The sequence below is a fragment of the Tropicimonas sp. TH_r6 genome, from assembly GCF_033101155.1.
Classification (GTDB): Bacteria; Pseudomonadota; Alphaproteobacteria; order Rhodobacterales; family Rhodobacteraceae; genus Tropicimonas.
Genome location: NZ_JAWMPX010000027.1, coordinates 1 through 15813, shown reverse-complemented (window position 1 = coordinate 15813; position 15813 = coordinate 1). Strand labels below are relative to the sequence as shown.

Sequence of the window (15813 nt, the reverse complement as noted above, 5' to 3'; positions counted from 1 at the left end):
CCCCCCAAAAAAAAAAGCGAAAGGGATACCTGCTGACGGAAGAACACAGGCCGATCGGGCCGCAGGCCCGCGCCGCGCAGCGGCGCCCCCGCCGCACGAGCCCTGCTCGGCGGCAACGCCCCCCCCTCCCGGCCCGCGCTATTCGCCGATCTGCACGCGTGCCGCGACCGACTTCATTGCTTCTTCGATCTCATGCGCCGCCGTTCGGGCCATCGAGCGCATGACCAGCAGTTCGAACCCGGTCTCCGTCGGCGTGATCTGGGCATTCATATGCCCCAGAAGGCTTCGCGCCGTGCGCCATATCGGGAAGACCGATGGCCGTAGGTCCAGCGGCACCAGTCGTTGCAGGGTCTCGACCGCGCCCTCTCCCTCCAGCGTCAGCGCCGCCCAGGCATCGCTCTGGTCGATCACCGCCGCGATGCCCGAAAGCGCGGCAGGCGGTTGCGGGCCGAGCAGCAGCGCTTGTGACCGGCCTGTCCAAAGGATGCGCCCGGCAAGACTGTTGCGGGTCTCGCCCGGTGCCGGAAAACTCAGGCTGAGCGCAGATTGCAAGCTGTGGGAGCAGTTGATCTCTTCGCCCGGATAGGGGGCGATCCAGGTGATGCGACCGATGTCGACCTCGGCGAGGCGCAACGCGCCATGACGTCGCTCGAACCCGCCCAGTGGTGCTTGCGCCTGAAGCAGTTTCATCGCATCCGCCCTCCCGTGGGATCGTAGAAGACCGGGTCGCAGACCTCGCAGAGCAGGTCCACCGCCCGCAGGTGATCGACCAGCCGCAGGATCTCGCCATGCCGCGCCCGCCCGCGTTGCAGGAAGCCGAATGCGACACCACGCCCGAGTGTCGGCGAGTGGCAGTTGGACGTCACATAGCCCTGGTCATTGATCCGGGTCGGCTCGGCGTCGCGTTCGAAGAGATGGGCGCCGGCGGGCAGGCTGTCCCCGGGCCCGAGCGCGCGCAGGCCAACAAGCTGTTCACGCTCCTGCGCCAACAGGCCAGGGCGCGCGGCAGCAGCTTTGCCAATGAAATCCTTCTGCGTCGACATCATCCGCTGCAACCCGAGATCGAAGGCGGTCGTGCGCCCGTGCAGCTCGGCATGAGTCGGCAGGCCCTTCTCGATCCGCAGCACATTGAGCGCCTCCATCCCGTAGGCGCCGCCACCAAACCCTTCCGCCTGTGCCACCAGGAGCCGGAAGAGGCTGGCGCCATAGCGAGTCGGCACCGCCAGCTCATAGGCTTGTTCTCCGGAGAAGGAGATGCGGAAGAGCCGGCCAGCCACGCCACCGACACTCACAGCGCCGCATTGCAGGAAGGGAAAGGCGTTGGCGTGCAACGGCTGGTCGAGCACCGCGTTAACCACCTCTCGCGCCCGCGGCCCGGCAATGGCGAACTGCGCCCAGGCCTCGGTCGTCGAGGTGAAGCGCACCCGCGCGGTCGGCAGGAAGCATTGCTGCACCATCTCCAGATGCGCCATGACCTGCCCGGCCGCCGCCGTGGTCGTGGTCAGCGCCCAACGGTCCAGCGACGGGCGCGCCGTGGTGCCGTCATCCATGACATGGCCGTCCTCGCGTAACATCAGCCCATACCGAACGCGGCCCGGCTTCAGCGTCGAGAAACGGTTGGTATAGACCATGTCGAGCAGCGCGCCGGCATCCGGCCCCATCAGCTCGATCTTGCCCAGCGTGGAGACATCGCAGATGCCGACGCTCGCGCGCACCATCCGCACCTCGCGATCGCAGCTCTCGCGCCAGTCGGTCTCGCCCGGATCGGGGAAGTAGCTCGGGCGATACCAGAGCCCGGCCTCGACCATGGGCGCCCCGCGCTTGAGGCTGGCCTCATGCGACGGGGTCAGACGCTCCGGCGCGAAGCCCTTGCCTTGCCCGCCCGCGCCCATCGCTCCGATCGAAACCGGCGAGAAGGGTGGCCGGTAGATCGTCGTGCCGGTCTCGGGGATCGTCCGGCCCGTCGCGTCGGCGAGGATCGCCAGCGCGGTCACATTGGAACTCTTGCCCTGGTCCGGCGCCATGCCCTGGGTCGTGTAGCGCTTCATGTATTCGACGCTGTCATAGCCTTCCCGAACGGCCCCGGTCACATCCTTGGACGTCACGTCATTCTGGAAATCGAGCCAGGCCCGCCCCTTGCCCTCGACCAGCCAGAGCGCCTTGCCCGTGCCGGCCGTGGTCGCGGCCTCTGGCAGCAGTAGAACAGGGGCCACTTGTCCCAGGCGGCTCAACGCCTCGCCCGCCGCCCGCATGCCATCCGCAAGACATCCCGCTGTGTCAAACACCCCGCGCGCCGCCCCTGCCGGGACAAGCCCCGGAACAGCGTCCGGTTTCGGCACGAACGCCTCGATGGATGCCTCCCACTCCGGCCGCGAACCCATGTGACAGCTCAGGTGCACCGACGGGTTCCAGCCGCCGGAAACGGCCAGTGCATCGGCGGCGATGGTCTTCGAACCGGTCCCGGTCTTGACCGTGATCTGCCGCAGCCCGAGGCGACCGCGCGTTCCCGTGACCGTCGCGCCCGCGAAGAGCTCATAGTCCCCGATTGCGGTGGCGTCCTCCCGACTGTCGATCACGGCAGCGACCTCCAACCCGGCGTCGAGCAGGTCCCGTGCCGTGCGATGGGCGTCGTCATTGGTGGCGAAGAGCGCGATGCGCTTGCCCGGCGCCGTCCCGTAGCGGTTGAGATAGGACCGCAGCGCGCCGGCCATCATCACGCCGGGACGGTCATTGTTCGGAAAGGCGATGGAGCGCTCGATGGCACCCGCCGCGAGCACCGCCGAGCGCGCCGTGATGCGCCAGAAACAGTCCTTCGGCAGGTCCGGATGGGGCGTGCAGAGGTGCTCCGAAACCCGTTCAAGCGCGCCGTAGACGCCACCATCATACGCGCCATCGACGCTGGTCCGGGTCATGAGTCGCAGGTTGGGGGCCTTTTTGAGCCGCGCAACGGTCCGCGCCACCCAATCGGCGGCCGGCACCCCGTCGATCTGCTCGCACTCTGACAGCAGCCGCCCGCCCGGCTCGCTGCCTTCATCGGCGAGGATCACGTCCACCCCTGCCTCGACACCGGCCAGCGCCGCCATCAACCCGGCCGGGCCAGCACCGATCACCAGCAGATCGCAATGGGCGAAGGCCGTCTCGTTCCGCGTCGGATCTGGTTCCGGCACAAGCCTTCCAAGCCCCGCCGCACGGCGGATGATCGGCTCATACACCGTCTCCCAGAAGCGCGCCGGCCACATGAAGGTCTTGCAATAGAAACCGCCACCGAGAAAGGGCGAGAGGAGGTCGTTGACGGAGAGAATGTCAGCGCTCAGCGAGGGCCAGCGGTTCTGGCTTCTCGCCTCCAGCCCCTCACACAGCTCCTGCACGGTGGCGCGGACATTCGGCACCATCGCCACGCCGGAACCGATCTCGACCAGCGCGTTGGGCTCCTCCGAACCGGCGGTCATCACGCCACGCGGGCGGTGATACTTGAAGGAACGACCGAGGAGATGGATGTCATTTGCCATCAGCGCCGAGGCGAGCGTGTCGCCCGGGTGCCCCGTCAACAGCTTGCCGTCAAAAGAAAAGGGAAGCGACACGGTTCGGTCGATACGGCCACGATCTGAGAGCCTCATGAGAGCGCATCCTCTTCGGCAAGAATGGCCCGGTGCACCGCATGGCTGAGCGTGTCGCGTTCCACCACCAGCCAGGCGCCGCAGCCCGCGCCATGCCACCAGAGTTCGCGCGACGGCCCGGCGGGGTTGTCGCGCAGGTGGAGATAGGCGTGCCATGCCGCTGGGCCAGCCGCCTCGTCGGGGCGGTGGACAGTCATGGCCGCGCCGCGTGGCGTGAATTCGCGCAGGTCGCGCGGGCCGCAGAGCGGACAGGGGATCAACATGGCGCGGCCCTCACTGGCTCAAACAGAAATTCAGATCGACCGAATGCAGGCGAAAGATCACGCTCTCCTGCCCTTCCGGCGCCAGGAAAGCGTTGCCCTCGCATTCACCGCCCGCCTCGTCGACAAAGAGCCCCCCCGTGCGCAGCGCAAGCGTCTGGCCGTCGAAATCCGCGATCTGAACCGCGCCACCATCGCATTCGGCGAAACAGGTCAGATCGCCCGTCCTTGCCCAACCGGGCGGCGTCGGGCCGCCCTCCTGACGGCAGAAGACAGTCTGGCCGTACCAGAGTCCTGGGGTGACATTTTCAGCGCCCAGCCCGCCCTCACGGAACAGCACCTTGAGGAAGACTTGCGCATCCATCCGCTCGGTCGGATCGGGTTCAACCAGCGCCAGCATCTGGACCACCGATTGCTCAGGAACCCTTGCCAGATGGTCGTCCGAATAGGCGCGGGCGAAGCAGCCCTCGGGGACATTGCCGGCGGTTGCGGCGCCTGCATAGACTGCAAGAAATCCTCCTGTGATCCGGCCCGCATGGCGCGGAAAAAAGCTCGAAGGCCGCCGTGCCAGCATTTCCTGCGCGGCTGTCTCAGTGAAGATTGTGTTGCGCACCGGTCCCCTCCTCATCCATGAGGCCCCTGCCCGTCTCAAACCGGTCCAGCCGCAGGCGCTCCGCCGCCTCATGCGGCCGGTCCGTTGCCAGAAGATGGGCGAAGCAATGGCCGGACCCGGGTGTCGCCTTGAAGCCGCCATAGCACCAGCCGGTGTTGATATAGAGACCGCCGACACCTGAACGGTCGATGATCGGCGAGCCGTCGGGCGACATGTCCATGATCCCGCCCCAGCTGCGCAGAAGCCGCGCCTTGCCGATCATCGGCATCAGCGTCATCCCCGCCTCCATCACGTGTTCCTGCATCGGCAGGTTGCCGCGCGAAGCATAGGACGGGTAGAAATCCAGGTCCCCGCCAAAGACCAGCCCGCCCTTGTCCGACTGGCTGATATAAAAATGCCCCATGCCATAAGTCACGACATGGTCGAGCACCGGTTTCAGCCCTTCGGTGACAAATGCCTGCAACACGTGGCTCTCGATCGGCAGCCGCATCCCCGCCATTGCCGCCACCCGGCTTGAATTGCCCGCAACCGCGACCCCGATCTTCTTCGCGCGGATCGCCCCGCGCGTGGTCTGCACACCGGTGACTGATCCGTTCGCGACATCGATCCCGGTCACCTCGCACCGGTCGATCAGGTCGACACCCAAGCGATCCGCCCCGCGCGCGAAGCCCCAGACCACCGCATCATGCCGGGCCGTACCGCCGCGCGGATGGTAAAGCCCGCCATAAATCGGGAAACGGGTCTGGGCGTAATCGAGATAGGGCAACATCTCGCGGCAGGCGGCGCGGTCGAGCAGGATCGCGTCGTCGCCCTGATTGATCATCGCGTTGCCACGGCGGGCGAAGGCATCGCGCTGGCCGTCGGAATGGAACAGGTTGATGATGCCGCGCTGAGAGTGCATCAGGTTGAAATTCAGCTCCTGCTCCAACCCCTCCCAGAGCTTGAGCGAATGCGAGTAGAACTCGGAATTTCCGGGCAGCCCGTAATTGGCGCGCACGATGGTCGTGTTCCGTCCAGCCGAGCCACCGCCGAAATAGCCCTTTTCCAACACGGCGATCCGCGTCTTCCGATGGACGGAGGCAAGGTAATATGCCGTCGCCAGCCCATGCCCGCCGCCACCGATGATGACGATGTCATAGTCCGGTTTCGGATCCGGCTTGCGCCAGGCGCGCTTCCAGCCGCGATTTCCGGCCAATCCCTGTTTCAGGACTTGCAGAGCGTTGTAGCGCATGCCGCCTCCGATCGTTACGGGCAGCAAAGCAACTCGGCCGGATGATTGCAATGGGACAGGGGGACCGGACATGCGAAAGATTCAGTCGGAAGCCGGAGCAACCCAAGGCGTCCTCCGGACAACCTCTCTGACTGGACTGCACTGAAAGCGACAGGCATCTCACGCCTTCGTCCAACTTTCCGGCTTTCGCCGACTTTTGCATCCGACAACCGTCCGCCTGTTCATTGGTTGTCGGGTTTCTCCGTTGACCTCGGTTCAGGCGCAACCCTATAGGCGAGACCGGAATGTCCTGTTCCCGCGTCGTTTTCTTTCCAACTCAAGAACGCGGAATACCCACGCTTCTCGATTTCACGCTGCTCCACGGCTGGAAGCGATCCAAATTCTGTATATCCGACATCAGGCAAAAGGGAGAGCTTCAGCTCAAGGTAGCTCTGTGAACAATTTCTCGCTTCAACAAATGGCAGCATCCGAATTTCGGCGTCCCTTGAGCAACGTTGATAAGATGCGACGAGGTTTTCGTCCGGAGCCACCCAATCAAGGTTTTCAGCAAGGTTTGCTTCGTTTTGAATCGGAGACAGGGAAACCCAGGACGCCATTCCCCATGCTCCCAAGCTCAAGATACCACCGCCAAGCAGAAAGATATTTTCCATTTCTATAGCCTTTTTCTTTTATTTTGTTCCCTCAAAAAAATTGGAAAAACACCAAAGGGTCCACTGCCGAAACGCGAGACGCACATCGAACAGGAAGGGCCATACACAATTGAAAAACACGCACCTGCCTGTCAAAAAAACAGGACAACAATCGTAAAGAATGGCCAGAGTTCCGAATCGGCCATTTTCTTCCAGTGCTCCGCAGAGACTACCACATTGCATCAAACAAGTCCGCTGCCGACGCCGTAAAAATCTTTCGACACGTTCGTTCGGATGAGGGGAGTCCTGACATACCCTGGTTAAGACCGCCTGCGGCACCGGGTAAAATGGGTGAGAATTCATCGTCCGCGCGATCGGAAACGATTGGCCACACAGAGGTCCCGAAATTGGTGCGGAGCAAAGCTGTGCTTGCTTCGCGATTGGACCGACGGGTCTCATCCAACGGGATTCCCGGCGAGGTTGTGTTCAGGGGCGTGGCCAGAACCGAAATCTTCACACAAGCAGGCGCGTCCCGGAGGCGACATCCCGCGATCACGTCGCGCGACGCGGTTGCCTTGTGGCGACAGACGCGGGACACTGACAGCAAAAGAAGACGACAAAACGAGAGAGCAGCTGATGAAACTCCTTCCAAAGACGGCGCTGGCCGCATTCATGCTCGTGGCCATGCCGGCCGGGGCGGCATCTATCTCGGAAGTGTCAGGGGTCGACGAGGGCGACATGCTCAAGCTTCGGTCCGGGCCGGGGCTGGGATACCGCGTCGTGGTCGGTCTGCCCAACGGCACCGTGGTTCGTGTGCAGGGCTGCGATCGGGTCGGCGGCACCCCCTGGTGCAAGGTCTCGCTGCGCGATGTGCGCGCGCTCAAGGGCTATGTCTCGGGGCATTACCTGAAAGAGAAATAGGCGGATGATCAGCGAGATCGTCCTCTACGACATCGTGTCGGACGAGACGCAGGTCGTCTTGCGCAGCGAGAGGCATGTGGAGGCACCAAATTTCCTGCCCGGGAACGCGGCGCTGCTGGTCAATTGCGAAGGACGGCTCTACCGGGTGCCGCTGGAGGCGCCGGCACTGGAGCCCGTGGAGACGGGCTTCGCGACCATGATCAACAATGATCACGGTCCCTCGCCGAATGGGCGGCTGATCGCCATCAGCGACAAGACAGAAACCGGCGCGAGCTGTATCTACACCCTGCCCATTGGCGGCGGGATGCCGCGCCGGGTCAGCGAGACGTTGCCGGCCTATTTCCACGGTTGGTCGCCCGATGGCGCGACGATCACCTATCCGGCCTTTCGACGCGGATATGACGATGGGGCCGATATCTATACCTGCCCCGCAAGGGGCGGGCCGGAACAGCGGCTGACCTCCGGTTTCGAGCATTGCGACGGGCCGGATTTCACCCCGGACGGGGAATGGATCTGGTTCAATGGCGAGAAGGACGGAGCGGTTGAATTGTGGCGGGTTCGGGCGGACGGTTCCGGGCTGCAACGGATGACTTCGGACGACCGGGTCAACTGGTTCCCCCACCCGTCACCAGACGGACAACACGTGCTCTACATGGCCTATGAAGCCGGCACGGAAGGACACCCGCCCGAACGGAATATCGAGCTGCGGCTGATGCCGGCGGCTGGCGGCGCGCCAAGGGTTCTGCTGTCATTTTTTGGCGGACAGGGGACGCTGAACTCGCCCTGCTGGGCATCGGAATCTCGGCGTTTCGCCTTCATACGCTATGAACAGGCGGCGGATTAGCGGCGTACCAGCCCAAAGGGGCCAGGCACACAGCCGAAAGCCGCAGGACAGGCAACAAGGGGCTCCCGCCGGTTTTCGCTCGCATTGAAATGCTCGGATAACGGTTGGGGGTGGCGCCCTTCGGGCGCGGCTGTGCTCCAACGGTTCAGACGGCTCCCAGCAGGAGATCGGCAAGGCGGATCGACCCCGCGACGACAGGCGGGGGCAGGGCCATGCCGCCGAGGCAGCAGAGAGCGATGCCGCGCCGGGACGGAAGGCCGAAATGATGCAGCGCCAGGAACAGGAAGGCCGCAACCGGTCCTATCAGCAGCAGTCAGGAATACAGGCCGGGCATGAGCGTCAGGGTTGCCAGCGATATGGCAAGGTGGCTCACCGCATCGGCCAGCAGCGCGCCCTTCGAGCCGCCTGAGGCCGGCGCCAAGCAAAAGCGCCGACAGGACCAGCAGCCCGATCACGGCGCGGGTGAAGCTTTCATCGCTCAGCCAGGGCCGTGTGATGCCCTGCGCGGCGCCCCAATCGACAAGCCCGCGCGCCTCCTCGACATTGTGGATGAGGAAACTGCCCCAGAGCCATCGCGCCGACACGGTAAGCAGGTGGCGGGGATCATCGCCGGACATGGCACCCCCGCCCCGGCGTCAGAGCCCGGCGTAGATTTCGGCCACCCGCGCCACCGCCAGCTCCGGCGTCAGCTCCTCGCTCTCGCCCGTCCGGCGCGAGGTGAGTTCCACCACGCCGTTCTTGAGCCCGCGCGGCCCCACGGTGATGCGCCAGGGCAACCCGATCAGGTCCATCGTCGCGAACTTGCCGCCCGCGCGTTCGTTACGGTCGTCATAGAGCGGCTCCAGACCCTTGGCGGTCAGCGCCTTGTAGAGATCCTCGCAGACCCCATCCGTCGCCGCATTGCCCTGCTTGAGATTGACGATGCCGACATGGAAGGGCGTCACGCCTTCGGGCCAAATGATGCCGTTCTCGTCATGGTTGGCCTCGATCAGCGCGCCCAGCAGACGGGAGACGCCAATCCCGTGCGAGCCCATATGGACCGGCACCTTGTTGCCCTCGGCATCGGTCACGGTCGCGCCCATCGGCTCGGAATACTTGGTGCCGAAATAGAAGATCTGGCCGACCTCGATACCGCGCGCTTCGCGACGGCGCTCCTCGGGGACCTGCGCCTCAAACTCATCCTGATCGTGCGTGTCGTCGGTGCGGGCATAGCGGGAGGTGAACTCCTCCAGCACGCCCTCGCATTGCGCGACATCGTCGTAATCGACCGCGCGGTCACCGAATTTCAGGTCGGTGATATCGCTGTCATAGAAGACACCGCTTTCACCAGTCTCGGCCAGAACGAGGAATTCATGCGTATTGTCACCGCCGATCGGACCGCTCTCGGCGCGCATCGGGATCGCCTGAAGGCCCATGCGCTCATAGGTGCGCAAGTAGCTCACGAGATGGCGGTTATAGGCGTGCAGTGCGTCTTCCTTGGTCAGATCGAAATTGTAGCCGTCCTTCATAAGGAACTCGCGGCCACGCATGACGCCGAAGCGCGGACGGATCTCGTCGCGGAACTTCCACTGGATCTGGTAGATCGTCAGCGGCAGGTCCTTGTAGGACTTCACGTAGGAGCGGAACGTGTCCGTGAACATCTCTTCGGCGGTGGGCGAGAAGAGCATGTCGCGGCCCTGACGATCCTGCATGCGCAGCATCTCCTCGCCATAGCCATCATAGCGGCCGGATTCACGCCACAGATCGGCCGATTGCAGCGTCGGCATTAGCACCGGGATGTGGCCCGCGCGGATCTGCTCCTCGTGGACGATGTTCTCGATCTTGCGCAGCATCTTGAAGCCGAGCGGCAACCAGGCATAGATCCCGGCGCTCATCTGCTTGATCATGCCGGCGCGCAGCATGAGGCGGTGGCTGACGATCTGGGCTTCCGCGGGCGTCTCCTTGAGAACGGGCAGGAAGTAGCGGCTCAGGCGCATATGTCGATTCCTCGTGTCTATCCGTTTCCGGTTAAGCAAAGGGGGCCGGGTTTTCCACCCCCTCCATCCGTTTTCGCCCCAGCTAGCGGCTCAACGCTCGTTCTCGGCCAGAACCTCGGCGGCCAGTTTCACGCCAATCGGACGCCCCGTCGCCAATGCGCGAGCGTCCAGCGCGGCAACAATTCGGCCGGCCTCGGCGAAGGAGCGATCCATGCGCTTGACCAGCCAGGGCAGAAGGCTTGGCTGTGGCGTGATCTGGCGGTCAGCGAAGAGCTTGAGCAGCAGCGCCTGCAAGAGCGCGTCATCGGGCGCCTCCAGCCGCGCACTCGGGGTGCCGCGCATGCGACTGGCGAGATCCGGCAGGTCGATCTCCCAGAGCGCAGGTGGGGTCGCGCCGGTCACCAGAAGATGCCCACCTTCGGCCAGAACGAAATTATGCAGGTGGAACAGCGCCCGCTCCGCCTCCGCGTCGCCGGTAATCTCCGGCACATCCTCAATGGCGTAGTTCCCCGGAGCAGGCTCCCATTCGACCAGACCGGTCGCGGGCAGGATCGTGGCCCCGGCAAGCTCTGCCCAGACATGCGTCAGATGGGTCTTGCCCGCGCCTTCCGGCCCGATCAGCGCCAGCTTGCCCGTCGGCCAGTCCTGCCAACGGTCGATCTCCGCCACCACAAGAGCATTGCCGGGCGACAGGAAGAAATCTTCCCGCCCGAGAGCCGGCCGCACGGGCAGGTTCAGAGCGAGTTGTTCGGGCATCAGAGCTCCTCGAGGTCCTGTGCCGACACCTGGCCGGTTTTCCCCTGGTAGAGCGGACCCTCGATGTATTTGCCGGTCAGGAAGCGGACGATCACGCCGATCACAGCGGAAACGGGCACGGCAATCAGCATTCCGACAAAACCGAACAGAGAGCCGAAAACGGAGAGCGCCAGCAGCAACCAGACCGGGTGCAGGCCGACAGACCCGCCGACCAGCTTGGGGGTTAGCACATTGCCCTCAAGCATCTGGCCGGAGAAGAAGATCCCGGCGACGATGGCGATCATGGTCCAGTCGCCCCAGAACTGGAACAGCGCCAGGCCGATGGCCAATGCACCGCCAACCAGCGCGCCGATATAGGGGATGAAGGTCAACAGCCCCGCGACAGCGCCGACGACGAGGCCGAAATCGAGCCCGACCAGCACCAGCGCGATGCAGTAATAGATGCCGAGCAGGAAGCAGACCGTGCCCTGCCCACGGATGAACCCGGCCAGCGTGGCATCGATTTCGGAGGCAAGGAGGCGGATGGTCGGGGCATGATCGCGCGGCAGCAACTCGTCAACCCGACCAACCAGCCGGTCCCAGTCGAGCAGCATGTAGAAAGTCACAACGGGCACGATCACGATCAACGTGACGATAGAGAAAAGGCTGGAGACGGAAGCGAGTGCCCCGTTGAGCACCTCGCCGCCCTTCTCGGAGAGGGCGGTGCCGAGCGAGGCAAGCGATTGACGGATGGTCGAATCGGCATCGACCAGCGATGGGAAACGGCGGGTGAGGAAGTCCTGCATGTTATGAGCGAGATCGGGCAGCGCGGCGAAGAGCGCGGTAGTCTGTTCGATCAGGGTCGGGATGACAAGCAGGATCATCAGCACGAAGAGCATCAGGCTGACCAGGGTGATGATCGAGACACCGAGAGCGCGGGAAAGTCCCTTGCTCTCGAACCAGTCGGCAAAGGGGTCCAGCAGGTAGGCGATCGCCGCACCAAGGACGAAGGGCAGGATCACATCGCCGAGAAACCACAGCACGACGAAGAAGATCGCAGCTGCGATGGACCAGATCTTGACCTGGGATTGTGCGGGCAGGGCCATTGAACATCCTTTCGCGCCCGGTTTCGCTCAGCCGCCGATCTTTTGCAAGCGGCGCTGGCTGGCTGGCCCGTTGCGCTCTTCCTGGCCATGCGCCGAGCACGGCGCGTCGGGATCGACAGTCGCGCCCCAACTGCGCGGGAGCCGCGACGGGGCTGACGGGCCATCCCGGCCAGAACGCAGACCACCCCGCTTTGGGAGCTCCTGTGTCTCCCCGCTTCGCTCTCCTTCCGCGGATCTGAGCTTCCCACAGGTCCAGACGCCGCGTGCCACTTGCTCCCGGGTGCGCCCCACCGTCACGCTGGCATGCGCCAACGCGTCGCCCTATCGTGCTACAAAACCGACACAGGACCCCCGATCAATGCTCCAGACAACCCCGCTCTATGCCGGCCTGCTGGCCCTGCTTTTCGTTGTCCTCAGCGCCCGCGTGATCGTCCAGCGCGGCGTAACCAGGACCTCTCATGGCGATGGCGACGACGAGGTCCTGCTCCGCCGCATCCGCGTTCATGCGAATTTCGTCGAATATGTCCCCCTCGCCCTGCTGCTTCTGGCCATGGCCGAGCTTCAGGGCATGCCGGTCTGGCTGGTCCATCTCTTCGGCGCGATGCTGTTTCTTGGCCGTACGCTGCATGCCTGGGGCTTCGGCGCCGAACCACAGGTCTTCAAGGCGCGCAAATGGGGGATGATCCTGACCTTTCTGGTGATCCTGATCACCGCGATCGCCAATATCGGCCACGCAGTCTTCTGAGGACCGTCAGTCCGGCGTCCCGTTCAGATAAGGGCGCAGCACGGCGTTGGCGAACCCATGCACCGGTGTCGGCACACCGTGCGCCGCGCCAAGCCGCACGATCTCGCCGCAAATGTCGTCCAGTTCCAGCCGCTTGCCGCGCCGCAGGTCGTCCAGCATCGAGGCATGGACCTCGCGCCGCATCGACTGGATCAGGTCCCAGGCCCGCTCGCCCGCGGCCAATTCCAGCCCCGGACAGACCGCCCGGCCAACAGCCATGGTCTCGTCCAGCGCTGCCCGCAACAACACATTGGTCTCGTGCGTGTCCCGAATCGGCCCAAGGTTGAGCCGGGTCAGGCAGGTGACGTTCGCAACCGAGGCGAGCAAAGCGAATTTCTCCCAGAGCGAGGGCCCGGCATCCGCAACCAGCGGCATCTCCAGCCCGGCACTTTCCAACGCAGCGGCCATCGCCTCCAGCGGCGCCCGCCGGCCATCCATCAGCGGCCCGGTCACCAACCGATTGAAATCGGAGGAATGCCGGATCACGCCCGGTTCGACCACGTCGGCCGGCATGTAGACCATCCCCGGTGCGACCTGCCCCGGCGCGAGGATCTTCGCCAACCGCTGATGCGCGGTCACCCCGTTCTGCGCCGTGACCACGATCGTCTCGGGCGTCAAACAGGGCAGCAACGACCGCCCTGCCGTTTCAACGTCATAGGTCTTGACCATGAACAGCACCGCATCGACGTCCCCGGCAGCCTCGGGCCGATCAAAGGCGCGGACCTGCGGCAGGTCCAGATCGCCCAGCGGACTCCGGACACGCAGCCCGCCGCGTTGCATCGCTTCGAGATGCGCCCCACGGGCGATGAACGCGACATCATGGCCCGCCGCCTGCAACCGCGCGCCAAAATAACTCCCGAGGGCCCCTGCCCCCATAATCATGAACCGCATCTTTCGCTTCTCCGTCTGCTGCGTGCATCCGACACCGAAGCGGGGGCGGCGGCAAGGCCATCGGCATGGGCAAAAAACCGCGCCTCCAGACAACTTTCTGCTTGAAGCTGACGGCCGGGGCCGGTACATCCCCGCTCACTCTCGGATGCGGGCGTAGCTCAGGGGTAGAGCATAACCTTGCCAAGGTTAGGGTCGTGAGTTCGAATCTCATCGCCCGCTCCAAGAGAGAGACCGGAATGCCGGTCGGACATACAGTGAAGCGCGGGCGTAGCTCAGGGGTAGAGCATAACCTTGCCAAGGTTAGGGTCGTGAGTTCGAATCTCATCGCCCGCTCCACTGGATGTTAGAATACTGAAATCAAACAGTTGTATGGATGGGATTCTGCAACGGGCCCCACTTTCGGACCGGCGTTGCGCAAGACTTGCTCGCCCCCGTGCTTTTGAAAGGGCTCGAGTTCCAAGCCGGGGTCAGGCCTCTGCATCCGGCTGCATTGTCGTTCTCTCAAAGACCCGGCATCTCCGGTTCCGAACCTTCCCCCTCACCGTCTGCCGTCAGGGTCGCTTGAACCGATGCGCCGCGCGTTGGCCGGGATTGGCCAGCAGCCCGAGAACCATTTGCTCAAGCCGTTCCGTAAGACCCCATCCGAGCGAGGCAAATCGCGCCTGTGCGGACTTGATAAGATCGAACACCTCCTCGTCACTTAGCTCTGCGGTCTGGGCGATGGCGATCGCCGTCGGGTCCGGATCCGCCACGCAGAGATAGACCACCGTGTCCCGCTCCACATGTGCCAGTGGCCGGAAATAGGCGCTCAGGAGTTCCATCTGCGCCACGACCCAGGGCTGGCTCCAGTGCAGCAGGTCCTGCTGCACCAGAAGCGAGCGTCCGGCGATCAGATGCGGCAGGAAGCTCGCCGCCATCCTGTCACCGGTCTCCGCTCTCTTGGACGCGTCCATCGCCAGGATCTCGATCGGCCCACCGGCCCACGTCATCTGGTCAATCTCACCGCGATGCAGCGTAATGCGCTTGCCCCAAGGCGCCAGCAACTGCCGCGCCAGGGGCAGGATATCCTCGCCCTCGAAAGGCGCGACGCCGTTGGCATAGAGCAGTCCTTCCTTGGCGCGCTCATGGGCAGTAAAACGGTCGAACCCGTGCAGCCCGCTCTTCAATCCCGCCGCCTGCGCCCCCTCGGCCAGCCGCGCCGTCGAACCACCGGCGAAACAGCCGAGATCAACAATCTCTCCTGCCCCTTCGGCCCAGAACGCCGAGAGCCAGAAATAGAGTAGCTGCTCTTGTAACGTCAGCATTGTCGGCACCTGCCGCGCCTTACCGAGCGACATTTCGTGCAGGTTTGACCAGGGCGACGCGGCAAAGGCAGTATTGCGGGGGGCTTCTTGACGTTCCATGAAGAGGCCATAGCAGAACCGTCCTACCTCGACCAAGCTCCGCTCTTTCGTAGCCCATTTTTTACGAATGACAGACGACCGCGCGCAACAGCCTGCGCCCCCTTCAGGGCCCGACCTAGACCGTCAGCACATAGCGGGGTGTACGCCTTTTGTATGGCACCGTATGCACACATCTGGCATATCGAATTCGCGCAGACCTTACCCCTTGGTAAGGGACGCGCAAAGCTAACCCGAGACACACGTTGCCCTGGCCAAGCCGCGCCCTGGCGGCGGCGCGTCTCCACCCCACGGCACCTGCCCCTTCGAGGATGAAAATGGAAAACGCGTCTAAACTCTTCACCCGCATGAGCGCCACCCAACACGCGCTGGAAGAGCTCCGTAACGATGTCAGCCAGGAGTTGGTTGACCGCCAGGTTGCGTGCCAACACAACGACCAGCCGCGTTTCGAAGAACTGCACAGCCGGCTGTCCACTGCGATTGCCGCGCTGCACGGCGAAGTGCGCGAGCACTAAGGCTTTCAGGCCGCGGCATGCAGGCCCGCTGAAATAGCTTCGACCGAAGCCGGTCATACCAAGATATGTGAACGAACAGAAAGCGATCCCGGGCCGCCAGCGGTCCCGGTTGCCTGTAAGGTCGGGGCGCGATCTGCATCTTTCTTGGCGCAGTTTTTAATGATTGAACAAGCTTTTACTCAAGCTTGATGATCTACATCCGCCCCCGCTTGCTCCCCAAAGCATCCAATATCTTGGATACAGACGTATCGGACGTTGCAGGGTCAGGAGTGATCTGCGGTTGTTCCTATA

General features: G+C 63.9%; 16 protein-coding genes and 2 tRNA genes. 7 read left to right on the top strand and 11 right to left on the bottom strand.

Annotation, left to right across the window (positions count from 1 at the left end):
- Positions 1-138 precede the first annotated feature (138 nt).
- The 6 genes from R3X27_RS20205 to R3X27_RS20180 all read right to left on the bottom strand — a co-directional run bounded on the left by R3X27_RS20205 (position 139) and on the right by R3X27_RS20180 (position 6371).
- Positions 139-690 carry a sarcosine oxidase subunit gamma gene (locus R3X27_RS20205; RefSeq protein ID WP_317710699.1) on the bottom strand — a complete coding sequence of 184 codons (552 nt, stop codon included), beginning with the start codon at positions 688-690 and terminating at the stop codon, positions 139-141.
- The gene (locus R3X27_RS20200) at positions 687-3617 is read right to left on the bottom strand and encodes a sarcosine oxidase subunit alpha family protein (protein WP_317710698.1); all 2931 of its coding nucleotides are present in this window, start codon (positions 3615-3617) and stop codon (positions 687-689) included. The genes R3X27_RS20205 and R3X27_RS20200 overlap by 4 nt, the downstream gene beginning before the upstream one ends.
- The gene (locus tag R3X27_RS20195; RefSeq protein ID WP_317710697.1) at positions 3614-3880 is read right to left on the bottom strand and encodes a sarcosine oxidase subunit delta; all 267 of its coding nucleotides are present in this window, start codon (positions 3878-3880) and stop codon (positions 3614-3616) included. Before R3X27_RS20195 ends, R3X27_RS20200 begins: the two co-directional genes overlap by 4 nt.
- Before the next feature lie 10 nt (positions 3881-3890).
- Entirely contained in the window at positions 3891-4490 is a 600-nt protein-coding gene (locus R3X27_RS20190; protein WP_317710696.1) for a hypothetical protein, read from the bottom strand.
- Positions 4468-5721, bottom strand: a complete 1254-nt coding sequence (locus tag R3X27_RS20185) for a sarcosine oxidase subunit beta family protein (protein ID WP_317710695.1) — start codon at positions 5719-5721, stop codon at positions 4468-4470. Before R3X27_RS20185 ends, R3X27_RS20190 begins: the two co-directional genes overlap by 23 nt.
- A 221-nt stretch (positions 5722-5942) precedes the next feature.
- Positions 5943-6371 (bottom strand): hypothetical protein, encoded by a 429-nt coding sequence (locus R3X27_RS20180; RefSeq protein WP_317710694.1) that lies wholly within the window; start codon positions 6369-6371, stop codon positions 5943-5945.
- Positions 6372-6986: 615 nt separating this feature from the next.
- On the opposite strand from R3X27_RS20180, the gene R3X27_RS20175 reads away from it, so the two are divergent.
- The 3 genes from R3X27_RS20175 to R3X27_RS20165 all read left to right on the top strand — a co-directional run bounded on the left by R3X27_RS20175 (position 6987) and on the right by R3X27_RS20165 (position 8524).
- Entirely contained in the window at positions 6987-7271 is a 285-nt protein-coding gene (locus R3X27_RS20175) for an SH3 domain-containing protein (protein ID WP_317710693.1), read from the top strand.
- 4 nt (positions 7272-7275) lie between these two features.
- Entirely contained in the window at positions 7276-8115 is an 840-nt protein-coding gene (locus R3X27_RS20170) for a hypothetical protein (protein WP_317710692.1), read from the top strand.
- Between the two features lie 262 nt (positions 8116-8377).
- Positions 8378-8524 (top strand): hypothetical protein, encoded by a 147-nt coding sequence (locus tag R3X27_RS20165; protein ID WP_317710691.1) that lies wholly within the window; start codon positions 8378-8380, stop codon positions 8522-8524.
- Between the two features lie 226 nt (positions 8525-8750).
- Here R3X27_RS20165 and proS read toward each other — a convergent pair whose 3' ends face one another.
- The 3 genes from proS to R3X27_RS20150 form a co-directional block, all read right to left on the bottom strand.
- Positions 8751-10091, bottom strand: coding sequence for a proline--tRNA ligase (gene proS, locus R3X27_RS20160; RefSeq protein WP_317710690.1), 1341 nt, complete (start codon positions 10089-10091; stop codon positions 8751-8753).
- Between the two features lie 90 nt (positions 10092-10181).
- Entirely contained in the window at positions 10182-10847 is a 666-nt protein-coding gene (locus R3X27_RS20155) for a chromosomal replication initiator DnaA (RefSeq protein WP_317710689.1), read from the bottom strand.
- Positions 10847-11932: an AI-2E family transporter gene (locus R3X27_RS20150; protein WP_317710688.1), complete on the bottom strand. Its 1086-nt coding sequence runs from the start codon at positions 11930-11932 to the stop codon at positions 10847-10849. The genes R3X27_RS20155 and R3X27_RS20150 overlap by 1 nt, the downstream gene beginning before the upstream one ends.
- A gap of 358 nt (positions 11933-12290) precedes the next feature.
- Between R3X27_RS20150 and R3X27_RS20145 the strand changes: the two genes are divergently transcribed.
- The gene (locus R3X27_RS20145; RefSeq protein WP_317710687.1) at positions 12291-12677 is read left to right on the top strand and encodes an MAPEG family protein; all 387 of its coding nucleotides are present in this window, start codon (positions 12291-12293) and stop codon (positions 12675-12677) included.
- A 6-nt stretch (positions 12678-12683) separates the two neighbouring features.
- Here the strand turns inward: R3X27_RS20145 and R3X27_RS20140 are convergent, their stop codons facing one another.
- The gene (locus R3X27_RS20140) at positions 12684-13607 is read right to left on the bottom strand and encodes a 2-dehydropantoate 2-reductase (RefSeq protein WP_317710686.1); all 924 of its coding nucleotides are present in this window, start codon (positions 13605-13607) and stop codon (positions 12684-12686) included.
- Positions 13608-13754: 147 nt separating this feature from the next.
- Here R3X27_RS20140 and R3X27_RS20135 point away from each other — a divergent pair.
- A tRNA-Gly gene (locus R3X27_RS20135) sits at positions 13755-13829 on the top strand.
- 39 nt (positions 13830-13868) lie between these two features.
- Positions 13869-13943: transfer RNA gene (locus tag R3X27_RS20130), tRNA-Gly, on the top strand.
- Positions 13944-14158: 215 nt separating this feature from the next.
- Here the strand turns inward: R3X27_RS20130 and R3X27_RS20125 are convergent.
- The gene (locus tag R3X27_RS20125; RefSeq protein WP_317710685.1) at positions 14159-14911 is read right to left on the bottom strand and encodes a hypothetical protein; all 753 of its coding nucleotides are present in this window, start codon (positions 14909-14911) and stop codon (positions 14159-14161) included.
- A 413-nt stretch (positions 14912-15324) separates the two neighbouring features.
- Between R3X27_RS20125 and R3X27_RS20120 the strand changes: the two genes are divergently transcribed.
- Positions 15325-15522 (top strand): hypothetical protein, encoded by a 198-nt coding sequence (locus R3X27_RS20120; protein ID WP_317710684.1) that lies wholly within the window; start codon positions 15325-15327, stop codon positions 15520-15522.
- The last annotated feature ends 291 nt before the right edge of the window (positions 15523-15813 follow it).

What these genes read in the sequence shown, in the direction of transcription:
- R3X27_RS20155 (WP_317710689.1), bottom strand. Translation starts at nt 10,847, where the DNA reads ATGCCCGAACAACTCGCTCTGAACCTGCCCGTGCGGCCGGCTCTCGGG.
- R3X27_RS20175 (WP_317710693.1), top strand. Translation starts at nt 6,987, where the DNA reads ATGAAACTCCTTCCAAAGACGGCGCTGGCCGCATTCATGCTCGTGGCC.
- R3X27_RS20165 (WP_317710691.1), top strand. Translation starts at nt 8,378, where the DNA reads ATGATGCAGCGCCAGGAACAGGAAGGCCGCAACCGGTCCTATCAGCAG.
- R3X27_RS20145 (WP_317710687.1), top strand. Translation starts at nt 12,291, where the DNA reads ATGCTCCAGACAACCCCGCTCTATGCCGGCCTGCTGGCCCTGCTTTTC.
- R3X27_RS20205 (WP_317710699.1), bottom strand. Translation starts at nt 690, where the DNA reads ATGAAACTGCTTCAGGCGCAAGCACCACTGGGCGGGTTCGAGCGACGT.
- R3X27_RS20120 (WP_317710684.1), top strand. Translation starts at nt 15,325, where the DNA reads ATGGAAAACGCGTCTAAACTCTTCACCCGCATGAGCGCCACCCAACAC.
- R3X27_RS20140 (WP_317710686.1), bottom strand. Translation starts at nt 13,607, where the DNA reads ATGCGGTTCATGATTATGGGGGCAGGGGCCCTCGGGAGTTATTTTGGC.
- proS (WP_317710690.1), bottom strand. Translation starts at nt 10,091, where the DNA reads ATGCGCCTGAGCCGCTACTTCCTGCCCGTTCTCAAGGAGACGCCCGCG.
- R3X27_RS20195 (WP_317710697.1), bottom strand. Translation starts at nt 3,880, where the DNA reads ATGTTGATCCCCTGTCCGCTCTGCGGCCCGCGCGACCTGCGCGAATTC.
- R3X27_RS20180 (WP_317710694.1), bottom strand. Translation starts at nt 6,371, where the DNA reads ATGGAAAATATCTTTCTGCTTGGCGGTGGTATCTTGAGCTTGGGAGCA.
- R3X27_RS20170 (WP_317710692.1), top strand. Translation starts at nt 7,276, where the DNA reads ATGATCAGCGAGATCGTCCTCTACGACATCGTGTCGGACGAGACGCAG.
- R3X27_RS20125 (WP_317710685.1), bottom strand. Translation starts at nt 14,911, where the DNA reads ATGCTGACGTTACAAGAGCAGCTACTCTATTTCTGGCTCTCGGCGTTC.
- R3X27_RS20185 (WP_317710695.1), bottom strand. Translation starts at nt 5,721, where the DNA reads ATGCGCTACAACGCTCTGCAAGTCCTGAAACAGGGATTGGCCGGAAAT.
- R3X27_RS20150 (WP_317710688.1), bottom strand. Translation starts at nt 11,932, where the DNA reads ATGGCCCTGCCCGCACAATCCCAGGTCAAGATCTGGTCCATCGCAGCT.
- R3X27_RS20200 (WP_317710698.1), bottom strand. Translation starts at nt 3,617, where the DNA reads ATGAGGCTCTCAGATCGTGGCCGTATCGACCGAACCGTGTCGCTTCCC.